The following is a 16999-nucleotide window of genomic DNA, read 5'->3' as shown; positions in this document are numbered from 1 at the left end:
GCGGGGCCGGTCCTTCGACCGGCCCCGCTGCTTGTCCGCCGCCCGCTTCTCCGCTTTGCTTGCGCCATGGCCGCCCTGCTGCGCCGCTTCCTTCCCCTCGTCGCGCTCGCGATTGCCGCGTTGTGGTTGCGCACCCACGACCTGGCGCGCCGGCCGATGCATGCCGACGAAGCCAACCAGGCGGTGAAGTTCGGCCAGTTGCTCGAATCGGGACATTACGCCTTCGATCCGTCGGACCATCACGGCCCCACACTCTACTACGCAGCGCTCCCGATCGCTTGGTGGCGCGGCCAACACTCCCTCGCCGCGATCGACGAAACCACGGTGCGCCTGGTGCCGGCGATCGCCGGCACGCTCGCCGTCCTCCTGCTTTACGTTCTCGCGCTGCCGTTGGGGCGCTTGGCCGCCTTCGTCGCGGCCGCGCTGCTGGCAGTCGCACCGCCCGCGGTTTACTACAGTCGTTACTTCATCCAGGAAACGCTGCTGCTCACGTTCGCCCTCGGCGCCTTCGTGGCCGCCCGCGCCTGGTGGCGCACCGACCACCTGCGCTGGGCCGCGATCGCCGGCGGGTGCGTCGGACTCATGCAGGCCACGAAAGCGAGCGCGCCGCTGTTCTGGGGCGCCGCCTTGATCGCCAGCCTGCTCGTCCTTCGCATCGAGAAAACTCACCCACCGACTCCAAAAGCGCGGATAACGCCCGCCCTCGGCGTCGCCCTCGCCGCGGCGGCGGCGGTCTTCGTCCTCTTTTATTCTTCTTTCGGCACACACTGGAGCGGGGTGCGAGACGCGTTCGCCGCCCTAGGACAAGGCGCACAGCGCGCCACCGGTCCGAGCGGACACGAGAAACCGTGGTTCTATTACCTCCAGCTGTTCGCCTGGGTCCGGAACGGCGGCCTGGTTTTTCAACAACTCGCCTTTCTCGCGCTGGCCGCCGCCGGTGCCGCCCTCGCCTGGACGCGCCTGCCGGCGGCCGCAGAACGCTCGCATCCAACTTCTCACTACGCCGGACGGCACCTGCTGCGCTGGGCTGCGCTCTCCACCTTGCTCGTCGTGATCGCATTGTCCGTCGTTCCCTACAAGACGCCCTGGCACGCGATCCATCTCGTGCCGGGATTCGCGCTGCTCGCCGCCGGCGCGCTCGCGTTCATCCCGCGCGCGTGGCTCGCGCTCGGGCTCGCTGCCGCGATCGTCTTCATCCAGTTCAAACAAACCCAACTCGCGGTTTTTCTGCGCCCGGCCGACGCCCGTAATCCTTATGCCTACGTGCACAGCTCGCCCGATGTGCGCAAGGTCCGCGCTCTCGCCGCCACCGCGCTCGAGCGCCAGCCCGGCGGCGTGATTCGCATCGTCAGCGAGGAATACTGGCCGCTCCCATGGTATCTGCGCGACGTGCCGCGCGTCGGCTACTGGACCACGATCCCCGACGACTGCGACGGTGCGCTGGTGATCGCCTCGGCCTCGCACGCCGACGAGGTACGCAGCCGGTTGCACGGCCGCTACCGCGAGTCCTTTCTCGGGCTTCGCCCCGGCTTTCTCTGCGTCGTGTTCACGCCCGCGCCATGACGCCCCGCTACTCGCTGGTGATTCCGTTCTACAATGAGGCGGGCAATGTCCTGCCCCTCCTCGAGCGCGCGTTTGCCGCGCTCGAACTGCTGCGCGGCTCGCTCGAGGTCATCCTGGTCAACGACGGCAGCATCGACGGCACGGCCGGCGAATTGGCAGTCGCCGGACAACGCTGGCCCGAGTGCCGCCGGCTCGACCATCCGCGCAATCTCGGCCAGGCCGCCGCCCTTCTCAATGGGCTGCGCGCCGCGCGCGGCGGGATCCTGCTGACGATGGATGGCGACGGGCAGAACGACCCGCGCGACTTCCCGTTGTTGCTCGCCCCCGTGGAACGCGGCGAACTCGATCTCGCGTGCGGCTGGCGCGCCGACCGTCACGACTCCCTGCTCCGACGCGCAATGTCGCGGCTCGCCAACGCCGTGCGCCGCCGCGTCCTCCGCGATCCGCTCCACGACGCGGGCTGCCAGCTGCGGGTGTTCCGCCACGAGATCGTCGACGTGCTTTTCCCGATCGAGTTGATGCAGTCCTTCCTTCCGTCCATCGCGGTCGCCGCCGGTTTTCGTGTCGCGGAGTTTCGTGTCCGCCATCACCCGCGGTTGCAGGGCAAAGCGCATTTCGGACTTCGCCGGCTGTGGTGGAGGCCCGCCGTCGCCATGCTCCGGCTCCGCCCCCGGTTGCACGCCCTCCGCGCGGCGCGCCGTATCCACGATAAAACGACATGAGCTGGTTCACCTTTCACCACGAGGCCATGGCGACCGATTTCTCGATCACCATCGCCGGCCAAGAACAGGATTACGCGCGGCAGGCCGCCGTCGCGGCTTGGCGGGAGCTCGACCGGCTCGAGACGGAGTTGAGCCGCTTCATCCAGTCGAGCGACATTGCCCGCGCCAGCCGGATCGCGGAGGGCGAGACAATCGCGATCGGAGACGACGCGATGCAATGCCTGCTCCTCGCCGTCGAGGTCGCCGTTGCCACACAGCGCGCGTTCGATCCGGCTTACGCCAGCGAGCGGTCGCACGAGGGCGCGCCGTTCACGCTCGATCCTTCCGCCCACACGCTCACGTCTCACGCGAAACGCCTGCGCCTCGATCTCGGTGCGATCGGCAAGGGCTACGCGCTCGATCGTCTGGCCGACACGCTGCGCGACTGGGGTGTCAACCAGGCGTGCCTCCAGAGCGGCGGGAGCACCGCACTCGCCCTCGCCGCGCCCACCGAAGATCCGGCCGGCTGGCCGCTCGGGCTCGGCGAAGACGAAAGCTACCGCGCGCTTCCGCTGGCGAACGCCGCCTTGAGCGCCTCCGGCATCGCCGTCAAAGGCGCTCATCTCGTCAACCCGCTCACCCGCACGGCCGCCGCTCGCACCGCACGGGTCTGGGCGCTCGCTGCAAGCGCCGCGTTGTCCGATGCGCTCTCCACCGCGTTCTTCGTCATGACCGATGACGAGATCGCAGGATTCTGTCGTGCCCATCCCGAAATCGGCGCCGCGATCGCCGCCAACGACACCCTCTCGCTGCACGGCACGCTCGCCCCCGCAAATCTCTCCTGAGCTCACCGCCATGAACGCTGCCATCACTGCCTGGGACATCGCCCGCATGATCGATCACTCGCTGCTGCATCCGACGTTGACGGATGCACAGCTCGACGCCGGCTGCACGCTCGCCGTCGCCCACGACGTCGCCACCGTCTGCGTGAAGCCCTACTACGTGCCGCGCGCCGCCGAACTCGTCGCCGGGAGCGACGTGCTCGTCTGTTCCGTCATCGGCTTTCCTCACGGCAACAGCCACACGTCGATCAAGGTTCAGGAAACGCTGCTCGCGCTCGCTGAAGGCGCCCGGGAAATCGATATGGTCGTGAATGCGGGCCGCGTCCTCGGCGGCCAGTTCGACGATGTCGCCGCGGATATCCGCGCGGTGAACGACGCCTGTCTCGCGCACGACGCGATCCTCAAGGTGATTTTCGAAAACGATTACCTGCAGGAGAGTCACATTCGCGAACTCTGCCGGATCTGCAGCGGGATCGGCGTCGCGTTCGTGAAAACCTCCACGGGCTACGGTTTCGTCAAACAACCCAACGGCGACTACAACTACCGCGGTGCGACCGACCACGATCTTCGCCTGATGCGCGCCCACTGTCCGCCTCAGGTGCAGATCAAAGCCGCCGGCGGCATCCGCACTCTCGACGACACCCTGCGCGTGCGTGACCTCGGCGTGACGAGGATCGGCGCGACGGCGACCGAGACGATCGTGCGCGAGGCGCTGCGGCGCGGTTTTCCGCCGGGTTCGCCCCGGCTCGCCGCACTCAGCGCGTCGTGACGCCGGCGCTTTCCGCCTCGCCTTCGGCGCTGCGGATTTCCGCCGGGCCGGCGCGATTGCGAGAGAGATTTTGAGCGGTGTTCACCAGGCCGACGTGCGAAAAAGCCTGCGGGAAATTTCCCAACAGCCGCCGCGCCGCCGGATCGTATTCCTCGGACAGAAGCCCAAGGCCGTTGCGTAGATCGAGCAGATGCTCGAAAAGTTTCCGCGCCTCCTCCTCGCGTCCGAGCAGATAGAGGCAGTCGACCAGCCAGAACGAGCACGGCAGGAACGCGCCCTCGCCCGGCGGCAATCCATCCACGTTGGCCGATCGGTTCGGATGATAGCGATAGACGAGTCCGTCCGACATCAACTCATCCTTGATCGCGTCGACCGTCTCCACCACGCGCGGATCCGAGGGCGGCAGAAAACCGACCAGCGGCATCATCAGCACACTCGCATCGAGCAGTTCGGACCCATAATACTGCGTGAACGCGCGGCGGCCCGGATGCCAGCCCTTGGCGCAGACGTCGTCGTGAATCGCTTTTCGCGTCGCGCGCCACAGTTCGACATCCCCTTTCAAGCCGAACTCTTCAACGGCCTTCACGGCCCGGTCTATCGCGACCCACGCCATAATCTTGGAATGCGTGAAATGCCGTCGCGGCCCGCGGATCTCCCAGATGCCTTCATCCGGTTCCATCCAGTTGCGCACGACGAAATCGACGAGGTGTCGCTGCAGGCTCCATCCGTCGGCGTCCGGATGCAGTCCGACTTTTCGCGCCAGGTGCATCGCATCCATGACCTCGCCGTAAACATCGAGCTGAAACTGCGAGGCGGCGGCGTTGCCGATGCGCACCGGCCGCGATTCTTCGTAGCCGCGCAGATGACTCAGTTCTAGCTCCGGCAGCGTCCGCTCGCCCGCCGCGCCATACATGATCTGCAACTGCGCCGGATCGCCGGCCACGGCCCGCAGCAGCCAGTCGCTCCACGCCGAGGCTTCCTCGGTGTAGCCGGCCTCCATCAGCGAATAGAGCGTGAACGTCGCATCGCGGAGCCAGCAGTAGCGATAATCCCAGTTTCGCACACTCCCGATCCACTCCGGCAACGAGGTCGTGCCCGCAGCCAGGATGCCGCCGGTCGGCGCAAACGTCAGCCCTTTCAACGTGATCAGCGAGCGCACGACGGCGTCGCGCCATTCGCCGCGGTAGGTGCACCGCGACGTCCACCCGCGCCAGTAGCGCTCCGTCCTCGCGAGTGCGTCGTGCGCATCGATCGGCCCCGGCGGCCGTAAGTGCGACGCGAACCAGGTCAGCACAAAGGCCTTTTTCTCACCGGGCCGAACCGTGAACGTCGCCACGGTTGACAGACCTTCGCCACGCGTCGGCACATCCGAACGCAAACTCACCGCGTCCGGGCCGGCCACCGCCGTGATACCCTTGTCGCTGTGCCGCACCCAAGGGATCGTGCGACCGTAGTCCATGCGCACGACGAGGCGCATGTGCATCTCGACCTCGCCACGCACGCCTTCGACGATCCGCACCACGTCCCGCGAGTCGCCGTCGACCGGCATGCAATCGGTGAGGCGCACGAGGCCGGTGGGCGTTTCAAATTCCGTATCGAGGACGAGCGTGTCTTTCCGGTAAACGTGTCCGGATCGCACGACGGGGCCGGTTGGCGCGATCCGCCAGCAGCCGTTTTCCTCCGTGCCGAGCAACGCGGCGAACACCGCGGGAGAATCGAAACGCGGCAGGCACAGCCAATCGATGGAACCGTTCAGCCCCACGATGGCGCAGGTATGCAGGTCGCCCACAAAACCGTAACACTCGAGTTTCACGCGGCCTCTTCGTCATCCACCGGCGCTGCGAGTTCGCTCCTCCGCGAACCGCACCGATCTCACCGCGTGGAATGCAGTTTGCCCCGCGCGACGGACGCCTTCCGGCACATTGCACGGCAGGTGTCGCCGTCTCCGTTTCACGACGGAGAAACCTCGGGTCGGTTCCAGTTCGAGCCGAGCACCTTAGGCGGGAGTTCTCTTCGCGAGGCCAATGGGCATGCGCATTGCTCGACCGATTCGAACCCCTGATTCCACCAGCCCGAAGGAGAATCCCACATTATGAACCCATCGAATGTTTCCGATAATCCCACCCAACCGTCCGGGATGCCATCCTCAGGCGCAGGCGGCATCGCGTCCGCCAAATCCAGCCTGAAAGCCACCGCCCGCGACGCCGCTTCGCAAGTCAAGTCGGCGGCCACTTCCGCGGCCGATCGCGTCCGATCCGACGCCGAGCGTTTTGCCAGCGACAAAAAATCCGCGACGGCCGAGCGCATCGGCCACTACGGCTCCGCGATTCGCGAGTCGGCACGCTCGCTCGAAGACACCGATCCCAACATCGCGTGGTTCACTCATCAGGCCGCCGATCGGCTGGAACACGCCGCCGACTATCTCCACAACCGCGACTTCTCCCAGCTCCGCAACGACACCGAGGAAATGGCCCGGCGTCATCCCGCCCTGTTCTTCGGCGGACTCTTCGCGGCCGGTCTGCTGCTCGGCACGATTATGAAATCCACCAGCCGGCGGCTCACCGACAGCTCGAGCTCCATGACGGGCGAGGAAGGCACGTCCGACTGGGCGGCTGCCACCGCCACCCCACCGTCCGCCGCTTATTGAAACTGTTGAAACCAGCCTGTCCGTCATGAATTCCGAACTGCCGCCGCAAAGCACCGTTGTCACGCTGCTGCAAAGTCTCCGGGACGACACCACGACGCTGCTCCGTCAGGAGGTCGCCCTTGCCAAGGCCGAGTTGAAATCGAACGCCTCGCACGTCGGGCGCCACGCCGCAGAAATCGCGGTGGGTGGCTTCGTCGCCTACGCCGGCGTGATCGTGCTTCTCATCGGTCTCGGTCAACTGGTGGGCATCGGCCTCGTGCGCGCCGGCATGGATCCCGACGTCGCCCAGTGGCTCGCGCCCACGCTGGTCGGCCTCGTCATCGGCGTGATCGGCTGGGCGATGCTGGCGAAGGCCAAGCGCGCCCTCGCTCACGACACCCTCACCCCGCGCGAAACCATCGAATCCCTGAAAACCAACAAGGATTGGGCGCAAAACAAACTCCACCCCTCCCATGAATCCAACACCTGAGAACGAGACCGAAACGATCCGCTCCGATATCGAAACCACCCGCCGCCGCATGGACGAAACGATGGACGCACTCGGCGAGCGCTTCCAAGGCCGCCACCTCCTCGATGAGGCGCTCGGTTATTTCCGCCGCGGCAGCGAACGCGGTCGCGAGATCGGCCAGAGCCTCACGCATTCCGCGAGCAACGCCGTTCATGCCGTCACCGACACCGTGAAGGCGCACCCGCTTCCGTTCGCGATCATCGGCGCCGGTGTCGCGTGGATGATCTATGAGACGCGGCGCAAGCACCGCACGAGCGACGAGGACCATGAAGGTTACGATACGCGGTCCTTTGGCGTCGGCGCCTATCGCGATCCCGACGAGGACGCCCTCTACGATCGCCCGCTCGATTACCCGGCGAGCGCCGCCACCCACGCGTCGACCGAAAGCGGCTATTCCGCCAGCGGCGTGCCGAATTACGCCGAAACCGATTCCAGCAGCAATGCCGGTTCCAGACTTGCCAGCGCCAAGGACAAGGTCCTGCAGAAAACCTCCGCCGCCACGCAGCGCGTGCGCGACACGCTTTCCGGAGCTGGCTCGCGCGTGCAAGACACGGCCCGTCAAACCTACTCCCGCAGCCGGGATCGCGTCGTTCGCACCGCCAACGACTACCCGCTCGGGGTGGGCATCGCCTGCCTCGCCGCCGGCATTCTCGTTGGCCTCGCTCTGCCGCGCTCCGAAAAAGTCGACGAACTCGCCGGCCCTTCGGTCGATCGCTTGCGCGATCGGGCCCGGGAAGCCGGCAGCGAGCTCGTCGAGAAAGGCCAGCGGGTCGCGCACGCCGCGGCGGAGGCCGCAAAAGACGAAGCCAACGCGCAGGGCCTGACGCCCGAAAAAATGCGCGAGGGAGCCAAGGCCGTTGCCACCAGCGCCAAGGATGCCGCCGCCTCCACTGCCCGGGCCGAAGGCCTGCCGGGCAGCAACGCGCCGTCTTCCACCCCAGCATAGCGGAAACGATTCCTCCTGCGAGCCGCCGTCCCACGGCGGCTCTTTTTTTTGCACCACAAACGCGGCCGGCGGCAGCGACGCGTCAGCGCCGCCGCGCCAGCACGCGTTTCACTTCAGCCAAGGGCTGCGTGTTGAGCACCTGCGCAGCCGTCAGCCAGCCTTTCCGTGCGGCATTGATGCCGGCTCGCAGGTAGGCGAAATCGCCGATCTCGTGCGCGTCGGGATTGATCGCGCAAATCATCCCGCGCTCCGCCGCCTTTCGCCAGAGGCGCCAGTCCATGTCGAGCCGTGCCGGGCTCGCGTTGAGCTCGATGATGACGTCGTTCGCCAGCGCGGCGTCGATCACCTTGCGCGCGTCCACACGATAACCGTCGCGGCGCAACAGCAACCGCCCCGTCAGATGGCCGAGCATCGTCACTCCGGGCTGCTCGATCGCCCGCACGATGCGAGCCGTCATCGTGGCTTCGTCCTGATTGAAGGTGCTGTGCACCGACGCGACCACGTAGTCGAGTTTCGCGAGCACCTCCGCAGCGAAGTCGAGCCGGCCGTCCGGCAGGATGTCGCACTCGGTGCCGCTGAAGACATGCACCTTGAAACGCCCGCTTGCGTTCAACGCCGCGATTGCGGCCGCCTGCTGGAGCAGGCGCTCCTCGGTCAACCCGTTCGCCTGGAAACTCGATTTCGAATGGTCGGCGATCCCGAAATACTCCCACCCCTGCGCGTCCGCCGCGGCCACCATCTCGTTCAACGTATTGCGTCCGTCGGAGGCCGTGGTGTGACAGTGAAACGTTCCCCGCAAATCGCCGAGCTCCACGAGCCGTGGCAACTCGCCTTTCTCCGCCACCTCGATTTCGCCCAGGCCTTCTCGCAACTCCGGCGGGATAAAATGCAACCCAAGCACGGCGAACAAATCCGCCTCGCTGCGGATGGCCGCCGTCTGTTTTCCGGCGGCCGCTTTCTGTTTCACGGTGCCCTCGCCGTCCGCCGGCAAAAGCCCCCACTCGCTCAGGCTCAATCCGCGCGCGAGCGCCCGCTGTCGCATCTGAACATTGTGGTCCTTCGAACCGGTGAAATGATGCAGCGCAAACGGAAACTGTTCTTCCGGCACGAGCCGCAAATCCGCCTGCAGTCCCGACGCAAATCGCACGCTCGCCTTCGTCTCCCCTCGCGCGGTCACCTCCTGCACACCGGGCATGCCGACAAACCAGTCCACCACGGGCGCGACCTCGCTGGCCGCAACGATGAAATCCAGATCGCCCACCGTCTCGACGCCGCGCCGCAAACTCCCGGCCGCCTCCGCCCGCTTCACCTGCGGCAAGGCACGCAATCCCGTCACGATCGGCTCCGCGACGGCCGCCGCGTCCCACCACAAATGCCGCCGGCCATACGCCTGCCGGTTCTTGATTCCCGCGAGCAGCTTTTCCTGCGTTTTCGCGCCGAAACCGGCGAGTTCCGCCACCAGCCCGTCCTCGCAGGCTTTCGTCAGCGACGCGATGTCCACCACCCCGAGCTTTTCGTTCAGCACCTTGATCTTCTTCGGTCCGAGACTCGGGATCTCGAGCAACTCGACCAGGCCGGGCGCGATCGAGGCCTTGAGCTTTTCGAAAAACTCCAGTTTCCCCGTCGTGCACAGTTCGGTGATCTTCTGGCCCAGCGCATCCCCGATGCCTTTCACGGTCTGCAACTCTTTGCTCGCGACGAGCCGCTCGAGTTCGTCCGACTCGAAACCTTCCACCACGCGCGCGCCGGTCTGATAAGCGCGGATCTTGAACGGGTTCTCGCCCTTCAACTCCAGCAGCAGGGCGATCTCGTTCAGGACGTCGGCGATTTCGTTTTTGGTCACGGCTGCGAACAAAACACGAACTACACGAAAAACACGAAAATTTGCAGCTCGCGACGACACCGCCTCGCCGCAGGGAAAACGCGCTTCCCCTCGCCCGCGGCTTTGGTGTATCTCGTGCGCTCGATGCCGTTCAATTATCAGCGCACGGTGCGATTTGCCGACACGGACGCCGCCGGCGTGGTGTTCTTCGCCAACTATCTCGCGATCTGCCACGAGGCTTACGAGGCCTCGCTCGAAGCGGGCGGAATCGAACTGCAGACATTCTTCCGGAAAACCGATGTCGTCATCCCGATCGCGCGCAGCGAGGTCGAGTATCTGCGACCGCTGTTTCCCGGCGACAAACTCCGCATCACGGTGCAGCCCGAGCGGCTTTCGGAAAACGCCTTCGCGATTCGCTATGAGGTTTTCCGCGCGGGCAATGTCGAGAAGATCGCCGCCCGCGCCCGCACGGAACACGTCGCCACCTCCGCCTCGAAACGCGAGCGCGTGCCGCTGCCCGGCGACATCCTTGCGTGGATCGCGCGCCTCGGCGCCTGAGCCGCCCGCGGCTCAGGCCCGCCCCTCGTTCGCGAGCTTCTCCGCGAGTCCCTGCTTCAGCAGCGCGATCGCTCGTTCCCGGGTCACCAGCAGCCGGTGCGCTTCGGCCAGCGTCACGATTTCGAATCGCAACGTGTCACCCGGCGCGAGTTGCGCGACCAGCGGGAGATCGACCGAGATGACGTGTCCAAGTTGTGGATACCCTCCGATCGTCTGCGCATCGGCCATCAGCACCACCGGCTGACCGTCCGGCGGCACCTGCACCGTTCCCGGCGTCACGGCCGACGAAAGCAATTCCTCACCCGTCGATCTCACCACGGGTTCGCCGATCAATCGCACGCCCATCCGATCCGAATGCGGCGACACCTTGAACGCTCGTCCGGTCCACGCGCCGGGAAATTCCGCGACCTGCGCGCCCGGCAGCACGCGCACCGTCACCTCCGGACCATACGCGGGCAGGATGCGCGGATCGATCCGCCACGATCCCGCGGCGTCGGGTCGCTCGCGGGGGACGCGGTCACACGAGAGGTCCACCACGGGCAGCACGTCCCCGTCGCGCAGCAGGCGTCCTTGCAGTCCGCCGAAACGCCCGCGCAGGAAGGTGCTGCGGCTGCCGAGCACCGGCTCGGTTTGAAAACCTCCGGCCACGGCCAGATACCCCCGCACTCCCCGCACACAACGACCGATCGCGAGGCGCTCCCCCGCTTCGACGCGCCGGCTCCGCCAGGGCCGCAGCCCTTCGCACTCCGCTCCGCCAAGCGCGATCCACGTCGGCTTCGAGAATTCGAGTTCCGGTCCCGTCTGGGTGAACTCGAGCCCCGCCGCATCGTCCGCGTTTCCCACCAGCGCGTTGGCGATTCGCAGCGCAAACGCGTCCATCGCACCGCTGCGCGGCACGCCGGCGGCCCGGTGGCGGACACGGCCGAGATCCTGCACCGTCGTGTGCAGGCCGGCTCTCAGCACGCTTACCTCCATGCGGCAAACTCCTCGGGCCCGATCCGCCGGAAACTCACGCGATCGCCCGCACGCAGCCGCGCCGCCGGCGTGCGGGACGGATCGAACAACGCGATCGGCGTCCGCCCGATCAACTGCCAGCCGCCCGGCGATTCCAGCGAATAGACACCGGTTTGCCTTCCGCCAATTCCCACCGAGCCTGCCGCCACGCGCACTCGCGGCGTGGCTCGACGCGGCGTCTCCAACTCAGGCGGCAAGCCCCCGAGATACGGAAAACCCGGCAAAAAGCCGACGGCATGCACCACGTAGCTCGCACCACTGTGCCGTGCCACGACTTCTTCGGACGTCAGCCCGCAATGTCGCGCCACGTCCTCAAGATCGGGACCGAACTCGCCGCCGTAGCACACCGGGATCTCCAGCATCCCGCGCGCACCCTGCCCCGCGCCGTCGGGCAGGCTCACCAGATCCGGCCACGCATTCTCGGCGCGATCGGCCGCCTCGGCGATGTGGCGACACACGCGATCATACGGCGCCTCGCCGTTGCTGGCGAACGCGGCGGGATCGTAAAATACTGTTACCGTATGATAGGCCGGCACCGCCTCCAGCACGCCACTCTCGCTCTCCTGCTCGAGCGCCGCCGTGAGCGACCGCACTTTCAACAACGTCGCGTCGTCGAGCCCCGGGCCGAGCGTAATCACCACGGCGGAATCACCCAGCGGTGCGAACGTCATGCGTTCACCATGGCGAAGCTTCACCGGGAAACAAAAACAAAACGCGGCATGCGCGCGACGGTTGGACTCCGACACCTTTTTTTCTAATCCCGTTCAGCAGCCCCGGTAAACAGCGGCGCCACTCCCGGCCACGCGGGCCGGTTAGGTTTGCAGTTTCCCGTGGAAGCGGCTGATTCCCTTTTCTCCATGCATTTCCGTCCCCCGTTCGTGCTGCTCGCGCTGCTGCTTGTGTCAGCGTGCCGCGACACCAACATCAAGAGTTACCGCGTCGCGGCCGAAACGCCCGAGAAACTGCCGCCGATTCTGACCGGAGAGGTCCCGGCCGCTTCCGGGTCCGATCGCACGGCGATGGCCAACACCGCCGTGCCCACCGCCGGTGGCGAAGCGTTGAGTTGGACGGCGCCCGCGCACTGGAAAGCCAAACCGGGTTCGGCGATGCGCAAGGGCAGTTACGCCATCGTCGGCGCCGACGGCACCGAGGCCGACCTGGCCATCACCGCTTTTCCCGGCGATGTCGGCGGCGATCTCGCCAACATCAACCGCTGGCGCGGCCAGCTCTCGTTGCCCCCGATCGGCGCAGCGGAGCTTTCGTCCGCGACGGAGCACCTCGACTTCAACGGCCTGCACATGACGTTCGTCGACATCGCGGGCACCGGCGACCAGCCGCAACGCATCATCGGCGTGTCCGTGCCCTACGAGAACGCGACGTGGTTTTTCAAAATGATGGGTCCTGACGCGGTCGTCGCGGGCGAACGCAACGCCTTCCGTCAGTTCGTCCAGACGATCAAGCCCTCCGCTCCCGCCGCACCATGAACGACACGGTCCGACAATTCCGCGACTTCTTCGTCTCGCTGAAGCTCACGGTCGTTCTGCTGGTGCTGTCGATGATCCTGATCTTCGCCGCCACGCTCGATCAGGTTCACCTCGGCATCTGGGCCGTGCAGGAAAAATATTTCCGCTCGCTCTTCGTGCTCTGGCATGTGCGCGAAATCCCGATCCCGGTCTTTCCGGGCGGTTACCTGATCGGCGGTTTCCTGCTGCTCAACCTGATCGGCGCTCACTTCTATCGTTTCAAATTCTCCCTCCGGAAATCCGGCATCTGGCTCACGCACGTCGGCCTCATTCTGCTCCTGATCGGCGAGCTCCTGACCGGACTCTGGCAGGAGGATTACCAGATGAGCCTCACGGAGGGCGAAACGAAGAACTACGCGGAGAGCTTCCGGAACAACGAACTCGTTTTCATCGAAACCACGGATCCCAAAGTCGACGACGTCGTCGCCGTGCCCGAGCCCGTGCTCGCGCACGAGAAGGAGATCCAGCACCCGAAGCTCCCGTTCCGCGTTCTCATCCGCAGCTACTTCCCCAATGGCGTGCTCGGACTTCGCTCTGAAAACGCGCAGATCCCCGCAGCGGCGTCGCAGGGTGTCGGCCCGAAGCTCGTCGTTTCTCCCGCCCCGCTCACCTTCCGCCAGGATGAGCGCAACGCTCCCGCCGCGGTGCTCGAGCTGGTGGGACCCGACGGTTCCCTCGGCACATGGGTCGTCTCCACCCACCTCGCCGCCGCGCAGACGGTCAAGCTCGGCGACCGCACGTGGCGGCTCGGGCTTCGCTTCGAGCGCGATTACCAGCCGTTCTCGCTCACGCTGCTGAAGGTCACCCACGACGTCTATATCGGCACCGATATCCCGAAGAACTTCTCGAGCCGCGTGCGTATCTCCACGCCCGGCGAGGCCGACAATCGCGAGGTCTTGATCTATATGAACAACCCGCTGCGCCACGGCGGCCTGACGTTCTATCAATACCAGATGAACAGCGAGCAGGGCATGAGCGTATTCCAGGTGGTGAGAAACCCCAGCTGGCTGATTCCCTACATCTCGTGCACGATCATCGTGCTCGGTTTGCTCCTGCAATTCGGTATCCACCTCGCCGCGTTTTTCACCCGCCGCCGCCAGATGGTCGCTGCTTAAGTCCCGCCTGTAACACACCGTCCCGCTCGCGCCATGAAGCGTTTCCTTCCTCTCCTGGTTCTCGCCGTCGTCCTCGTCTGGGTGGCCGGAACCCTTCGCTCACCTTCGAATTCCGGCGAATTTGATCTCGTCGGTTTCGGCCGGCTGCCGGTCGTGACCAATGGCCGCGTCAAACCTTTCGACACCGTCGCGCGGACCACGCTGCTCACACTCCAGGGCCGCCAGCGCGTCAGCACGCCGGACGTCAGCCAGCCGCTTGTCGCTTCGCCCACGGAGTGGCTGCTCGACGTCTGCTTCCGTCCCGAGAAGGCCGACGCCTATCCGACCTTCACGGTCGACAATCCCGAGCTGCTCACGCTCATCGGCAAGACCGAGGACAGCCTCCGCATCGACTACACGTCGACCGCCAAGCAGGTGCTCGCCATCGTCGGCTTCCTGCCCAGCCGTCACCGGCGCTTCGCGTTCAACGATCTCGCCCCGCACCTGCAGAAGATCGACGAACAGGCGCGGCTCGCATCCCCGGTCGAGCCCCAGACTCGCACCGCCTTCCAGAAGGCCGTCGTGCAGCTGCACGCGGACCTGGTCACGTATCAGCAACTGAAATACAGCCTGGTCTCGCCGGAAAGCCCCGACTTCCTCGCCGAGCTGACGGAGGTCCAGAATTCGCTGCAGGCCGGCATCGCCGCCGTGCGCGCGAAGGACGCGGGCCAGCCGCATGACGAAGCGGCCGCCGCGAAGCTGATCGCCTTCGGCCAGCGCGCGCTGCGCATGGGCGAGGCCAACCAGCTGCTCGCCGTCCCGCCCAGCAACGGCGAGGACGTCGCGACGGGCTGGCGCAGCACCGGCGCGACCTTGCTCGAAACCTTCCACACCGGGCGCGTGAATCCGTATGTGCTGACCTACGCCGGACTCGCGCGCACCTGGACCGCCGGCCGCCCCGCGGAGTTCAACCAGATCGTGAAGCTCTATCACGAGCAGCTCGCGAAGGCGTTTCCGACTGCGATCCGCAAAGCCGACGCCGAGGCGCGCTTCAATTCCGCGGCGCCGTTCTACACCAGCCTCGAACTCTACGTGCTCGCGTTTTTCGTCGCGATTTTCTCCTGGCTCAAGTGGCCGGACATCCTCGGGCGTTCCGCGTTCTGGCTGATCGCCGTTGCGTGGGTGCTCACCACCGTCGGGATCGTGACGCGCATGTGGCTCGAGGGTCGCCCGCCCGTGACGAATCTGTATTCCTCGGCGCTGTTCGTCGGCTGGGGCACCGCCGGACTCTGCCTGCTGCTCGAGGCGATTTACAAAAACGCCATCGCCAGCGCCGCCGCCGGCCTCACCGGTTTCGCCACGCTCCTGATCGCGCACCACCTCTCGCTCGGCGGCGACACGCTCGAGATGATGCGCGCGGTGCTCGACTCGAATTTCTGGCTGGCCACGCACGTCGTGGTCGTGACGGCCGGCTACTCGGCCACGTTCCTCGCCGGCTTCCTCGCGATCATCTATGTCGTGCGCGGCGTGCTCACCCGCTCGCTTGACCGGCCGACGGCCGACGCCCTCGCGCGCATGGTTTACGGCATCGTGTGTTTCGCGACGCTCTTCAGTTTCGCCGGCACCGTGCTCGGCGGCATCTGGGCCGATCAATCCTGGGGCCGTTTCTGGGGCTGGGATCCGAAGGAAAACGGCGCGCTCATCATCGTCATCTGGAACGCCGTCATCCTGCACGCCCGCTGGGGCGGCATGATCAAGCAGCGCGGTCTCATGTGCCTCGCCATCGGCGGCAACATCGTGACGAGCTGGAGCTGGTTCGGCACGAACATGCTCGGTGTCGGCCTGCACAGCTACGGCTTCACCGATGCGGCGTTTGTCGCGCTCTCGTTTTTCGTGGCGAGTCAGCTCCTCCTGATCGGGCTCGCCAATCTCCCGCTGGAAAAATGGCGCAGCTTCCGCAGCCGTCCGGCGCCCACCGCGCCCGAGCACGTCGAAGCGCTCCCTTGATCCGGCGGGGCTCGGCGGCGCGTCAATCCCGGCGCAGGGTTACTGCTTAACCTCGCCGGGAATCGGCTGCAGCGTGGCGTGGTCCGGCGCCACCTGCGCCAAATTGGGAGTCACGTCGGCGTCGGCTTCGCCCGCCGCCCATTTCAACGCACCCACGAGCATCCCCTGAAACGCCGCGCTGTCCCACACGTCCTCGCGGTGGCCCATCGCGTTGTAGGCGACGCGCCCTTTCCCAAAATTGCGGGCCCACGCCAGCGGATACGGTGGCCGCCGATAGTCGCCACCTTCCATCCCTTTCGTTTCCATCACCAGCTGCACGTGGAGGTTCGGCGCGAACTCCTTCAACGTATACCACTCCTCCTTCACCGTGAGCTCGCGCCCGAGTTTCTCGAATCCAGGAAATTCCGGCGAAACGACCCGCGCCGTCGCGACCTGCTGCGGGCCGTGACGGATGAATTCGCCACCGAGCATCTGCACAAACAGGTCCGCTTGGTCTCCATAGTTTCGATACCGCTGATGCCGCCGCGGATTGTTCCCGCCGCCGCTCTCGCCGGAATGAAACGTGTCGCTGCAACTGTGCACGCCGACGAAGCCTTTCCCGCCCGCAATCCAGTCCAGCAGCGCCTGCTTGCCCGCCGCCGTCATCGCCGGCTGCCGGTCCGTGCCGCTGCTGAGCAGATCGCCGCTCGTGTAGAACAGCACCACGTCGAACTGCGCCAGATACTCCAGCGAGAAGGCGCTGCCGTCCTTGCTGAACGTGAAGGCGACTCCCTCTTTCGGCGCGAGCTTCGACAGCACCCGCTCGGAGTAGCTCGGCTGTCCGCCTTCGCGTTTCACCACGCTGTGTTCGAAGCCGGACGATTTCGTGAAATACAGCACCCGCAGCGGGGCGGCGTGAAGGGAAACAGCGGCAAGCGCCGCCAGCGCCAGCCAGCCGGCGCGGAGGGTTGAGGTAACGTTCATCGCCCGCGACGATGCTCGCGACCGGCGACTTGGCAACTGCGT

Annotated in this window: 16 protein-coding genes; 11 read left to right on the top strand and 5 right to left on the bottom strand. The window is 66.1% G+C overall.

Annotation, left to right across the window (positions count from 1 at the left end):
• Nucleotides 1-66: 66 nt before the first annotated feature.
• Genes AC6RV7_RS09640 through deoC form a run of 4 tightly spaced genes read left to right on the top strand, consistent with a single transcriptional unit; the run spans nucleotide 67 to nucleotide 3875 of the window.
• Nucleotides 67-1563 (top strand): flippase activity-associated protein Agl23, encoded by a 1497-nt coding sequence (locus AC6RV7_RS09640; protein ID WP_500093758.1) that lies wholly within the window; start codon nucleotides 67-69, stop codon nucleotides 1561-1563.
• Entirely contained in the window at nucleotides 1560-2285 is a 726-nt protein-coding gene (locus tag AC6RV7_RS09635) for a glycosyltransferase family 2 protein (RefSeq protein WP_500093757.1), read from the top strand. The genes AC6RV7_RS09640 and AC6RV7_RS09635 overlap by 4 nt, the downstream gene beginning before the upstream one ends.
• Nucleotides 2282-3109 (top strand): FAD:protein FMN transferase, encoded by an 828-nt coding sequence (locus AC6RV7_RS09630; RefSeq protein ID WP_500093756.1) that lies wholly within the window; start codon nucleotides 2282-2284, stop codon nucleotides 3107-3109. The genes AC6RV7_RS09635 and AC6RV7_RS09630 overlap by 4 nt, the downstream gene beginning before the upstream one ends.
• Before the next feature lie 10 nt (nucleotides 3110-3119).
• On the top strand, nucleotides 3120-3875 hold the full coding sequence (deoC, locus tag AC6RV7_RS09625) for a deoxyribose-phosphate aldolase (protein WP_500093755.1): 756 nt from the start codon (nucleotides 3120-3122) through the stop codon (nucleotides 3873-3875).
• On the opposite strand, the gene AC6RV7_RS09620 is transcribed toward deoC, so the two are convergent.
• Nucleotides 3862-5688 carry a glycoside hydrolase family 15 protein gene (locus tag AC6RV7_RS09620; RefSeq protein WP_500093754.1) on the bottom strand — a complete coding sequence of 609 codons (1827 nt, stop codon included), beginning with the start codon at nucleotides 5686-5688 and terminating at the stop codon, nucleotides 3862-3864. The two genes, deoC and AC6RV7_RS09620, sit on opposite strands and share 14 nt — an antisense overlap.
• A 324-nt stretch (nucleotides 5689-6012) precedes the next feature.
• Here AC6RV7_RS09620 and AC6RV7_RS09615 point away from each other — a divergent pair, with 324 nt between their 5' ends.
• The 3 genes from AC6RV7_RS09615 to AC6RV7_RS09605 are packed head-to-tail and all read left to right on the top strand — an operon-like array spanning nucleotide 6013 to nucleotide 7976.
• Nucleotides 6013-6522, top strand: coding sequence for a hypothetical protein (locus AC6RV7_RS09615; RefSeq protein WP_500093753.1), 510 nt, complete (start codon nucleotides 6013-6015; stop codon nucleotides 6520-6522).
• 25 nt (nucleotides 6523-6547) lie between these two features.
• Nucleotides 6548-6991 (top strand): phage holin family protein, encoded by a 444-nt coding sequence (locus AC6RV7_RS09610; protein WP_500093752.1) that lies wholly within the window; start codon nucleotides 6548-6550, stop codon nucleotides 6989-6991.
• Complete coding sequence (locus AC6RV7_RS09605; RefSeq protein WP_500093751.1) at nucleotides 6975-7976, top strand: DUF3618 domain-containing protein; 1002 nt, start codon at nucleotides 6975-6977, stop codon at nucleotides 7974-7976. Before AC6RV7_RS09610 ends, AC6RV7_RS09605 begins: the two co-directional genes overlap by 17 nt.
• Before the next feature lie 82 nt (nucleotides 7977-8058).
• On the opposite strand, the gene polX is transcribed toward AC6RV7_RS09605, so the two are convergent.
• Nucleotides 8059-9819 carry a DNA polymerase/3'-5' exonuclease PolX gene (gene polX, locus AC6RV7_RS09600; protein WP_500093750.1) on the bottom strand — a complete coding sequence of 587 codons (1761 nt, stop codon included), beginning with the start codon at nucleotides 9817-9819 and terminating at the stop codon, nucleotides 8059-8061.
• Between the two features lie 123 nt (nucleotides 9820-9942).
• On the opposite strand from polX, the gene AC6RV7_RS09595 reads away from it, so the two are divergent.
• On the top strand, nucleotides 9943-10356 hold the full coding sequence (locus AC6RV7_RS09595) for an acyl-CoA thioesterase (RefSeq protein WP_500094198.1): 414 nt from the start codon (nucleotides 9943-9945) through the stop codon (nucleotides 10354-10356).
• Nucleotides 10357-10368: 12 nt separating this feature from the next.
• Here AC6RV7_RS09595 and AC6RV7_RS09590 read toward each other — a convergent pair whose 3' ends face one another.
• Nucleotides 10369-11331, bottom strand: coding sequence for a 5-oxoprolinase subunit C family protein (locus AC6RV7_RS09590; protein WP_500093749.1), 963 nt, complete (start codon nucleotides 11329-11331; stop codon nucleotides 10369-10371).
• A complete protein-coding gene (gene pxpB, locus AC6RV7_RS09585; RefSeq protein WP_500093748.1) occupies nucleotides 11322-12041 on the bottom strand; it encodes a 5-oxoprolinase subunit PxpB in 720 nt (239 codons plus the stop codon). The genes AC6RV7_RS09590 and pxpB overlap by 10 nt, the downstream gene beginning before the upstream one ends.
• Nucleotides 12042-12227: 186 nt before the next feature.
• Between pxpB and AC6RV7_RS09580 the strand changes: the two genes are divergently transcribed.
• Genes AC6RV7_RS09580 through AC6RV7_RS09570 form a run of 3 tightly spaced genes read left to right on the top strand, consistent with a single transcriptional unit; the run spans nucleotide 12228 to nucleotide 15994 of the window.
• Nucleotides 12228-12854: a hypothetical protein gene (locus tag AC6RV7_RS09580; protein WP_500093747.1), complete on the top strand. Its 627-nt coding sequence runs from the start codon at nucleotides 12228-12230 to the stop codon at nucleotides 12852-12854.
• A complete protein-coding gene (locus AC6RV7_RS09575; RefSeq protein ID WP_500093746.1) occupies nucleotides 12851-14008 on the top strand; it encodes a cytochrome c biogenesis ResB family protein in 1158 nt (385 codons plus the stop codon). The genes AC6RV7_RS09580 and AC6RV7_RS09575 overlap by 4 nt, the downstream gene beginning before the upstream one ends.
• 33 nt (nucleotides 14009-14041) lie before the next feature.
• Nucleotides 14042-15994, top strand: coding sequence for a cytochrome c biogenesis protein (locus AC6RV7_RS09570; protein WP_500093745.1), 1953 nt, complete (start codon nucleotides 14042-14044; stop codon nucleotides 15992-15994).
• A 39-nt stretch (nucleotides 15995-16033) separates the two neighbouring features.
• Here AC6RV7_RS09570 and AC6RV7_RS09565 read toward each other — a convergent pair whose 3' ends face one another.
• Nucleotides 16034-16957: a ThuA domain-containing protein gene (locus AC6RV7_RS09565; RefSeq protein ID WP_500093744.1), complete on the bottom strand. Its 924-nt coding sequence runs from the start codon at nucleotides 16955-16957 to the stop codon at nucleotides 16034-16036.
• Between the last annotated feature and the right edge of the window lie 42 nt (nucleotides 16958-16999).

Source organism: Opitutus sp. sgz309028 (assembly GCF_059821195.1).
Note: the sequence above shows the minus strand (reverse complement) of the source record. Positions and strands in the feature narration are given on the sequence as shown.